Source organism: Streptomyces sioyaensis, from assembly GCF_004122735.1.
GTDB classification, from domain to species: Bacteria; Actinomycetota; Actinomycetes; order Streptomycetales; family Streptomycetaceae; genus Streptomyces; species Streptomyces sioyaensis.
In genome coordinates this window covers 1-1,678 of record NZ_SDIF01000270.1, presented here as the reverse complement: position 1 = coordinate 1,678, position 1,678 = coordinate 1, and the positions used below count along the sequence as shown (strand labels likewise).

Below are 1,678 nucleotides of genomic sequence, written 5' to 3'. Positions count from 1 at the left end.
AACCCGGAAGCTAAGCCTTTCAGCGCCGATGGTACTGCAGGGGGGACCCTGTGGGAGAGTAGGACGCCGCCGAACAATCATTGTGGGAAAGCCCCGCACCGTATGGTGCGGGGCTTTTCTGCGTTCCGGGGCGTTCTCGGACCCGGGGCGGAATGCTGTGGCCAGTGGGGTGGGGGTGCTGGGATCCTGTGCCGCATGGCGTATGTGATCAGGCCTGTGAAGGCTCAGGAATGGCAGCGGCTCAGGGAGTTGAGGCTGGCGGCTCTGGCGGATCCGGTCGCTCGGGTGGCGTTCAACGAGACCCTGGAGGAGGCCGCCGTCCAGCCGGACGCGCTCTGGCAGCGTCGTGCGGCGCGCAGCGAAGAGGGCGTGGCGCCGCTGACGTTCATCGGCGAAGCCTCGGACGGTGGGTGGGGCGGCATGGTGGTGGTCCTCGTCGAAGCGGACGAGGAGGCGCCGCAGACGCATCTCGTGGGGGTGTATGTGCGGCCCGGGCATCGGGGGACCGGGCTGGCGTGGGAGTTGATCCGGGCGGCGGTCGGATGGTCCTGGGAGCTCGCCGAGCCGGCGGTCGAGCGGGTGCGGCTGTGGGTGCATGAGGAGAATGGGCGGGCCCAGGCGTTCTATCGGGCGCTGGGGTTCGTGGAGACGGGGCGGACCTGTGCCGATCCGAAGGATCCAGCGGCGCTGGAGCGGGAGTTGGTGCTCAAGCGGGGGTAGCGCGCGGTGGTCTCCGCGGCGGCTGGTGTCAGGCCGAGAGGGAGTGGTGGGGCCAGCGGGCGCGGGCCTGTTCCTGGGAGCGCATGGTCGCCAGCGTCAACAGGCCCTGCTTGGGGCCCGTTTCGAGGAGACCGGGCAGCGCGGGCAGCGGGGCGAGGGCCGCGATGTCGTCCAGGACGAGGGTGAGTGGTGGGTCGAGACGACCGTCAGATGACCGTTCGGCCATGCGGCGGCCGTGCTCGACCACGTTCGAGAGGAGTGCGGTGAGCAGTGGCATCGCACCCGGGTCGGTACGCGGATCCTCGATGGGATCGCCTACCACGTAAAGCGTTCCCCCTTCGTCGATAAATGATTCGAGGAGGGCCGAATCCGCTCGGAGTGGATTGCAGGCGTCCCGGATGTGGATCGAGGAGAGCGCGGAGAGGGCGCGGCCGGCCAACTGCTGGGCGGCTTCGCGGCGTTCGGCGTATGCGGTGAGGACGGACTCCAGCTCGCCGGCCTGGCCGCCGGAGGCCTTGGGGCTGGTGCGCAGGATGCGTACGGGTTCCTGTGCGGCGCCGGCGGTATGGGCCCAGCGGTGCAGCTGGCGGAACGGGCGGCCGTCCACGGCGGCGGCGTGCAGCCAGCAGCGCAGCAGGGTCTGGGCGGCGTCCGCGACGGCCGAGTCCGAGGCGCCGGAGGGGCGTACGGGGGCCAGCAGGGCGGTGGCGCGGGCGGCGGCGGTGGCGAGGTCCGTACAGCCGGAGGTCGGCGACCAGCGCAGGCGGGCCGGGGTGTCGAGGCGGTGCGTCGGATCGTAGGTCAGCAGGGGGCCGAGTTTGGCGCGGGCGTCCTTGGTCTCGGACCAGAGGGCGGGGTCCGTGGTGGCGACGATCAGGGGGCCCGGGGCGGCGTTGGCGGCGGCGACGGTCGCGGGGAGGGTGGCGCCAACGCCGCCCCGGGCCCCCTGATCGTCGCC

At 71.9% G+C, this 1,678-nt stretch carries 1 protein-coding gene, 1 rRNA gene and 1 pseudogene; 2 read left to right on the top strand and 1 reads right to left on the bottom strand.

Annotation, left to right across the window (positions count from 1 at the left end):
- Together rrf and EST54_RS33800 are read left to right on the top strand one after the other, a co-directional pair.
- A 5S ribosomal RNA gene (gene rrf, locus EST54_RS33805) occupies window positions 1-75 on the top strand; the annotation flags it as partial.
- A gap of 120 nt (window positions 76-195) precedes the next feature.
- The gene (locus EST54_RS33800; RefSeq protein ID WP_129251474.1) at window positions 196-720 is read left to right on the top strand and encodes a GNAT family N-acetyltransferase; all 525 of its coding nucleotides are present in this window, start codon (window positions 196-198) and stop codon (window positions 718-720) included.
- Between the two features lie 28 nt (window positions 721-748).
- Here EST54_RS33800 and EST54_RS33795 read toward each other — a convergent pair.
- A pseudogene (locus EST54_RS33795) lies at window positions 749-1,678 on the bottom strand (type VI secretion protein); the annotation flags it as partial.

Bases quoted from the DNA above. Each gene is read 5' to 3' on its own strand.
- EST54_RS33800 (WP_129251474.1), top strand. From the start codon at position 196: ATGGCGTATGTGATCAGGCCTGTGAAGGCTCAGGAATGGCAGCGGCTC.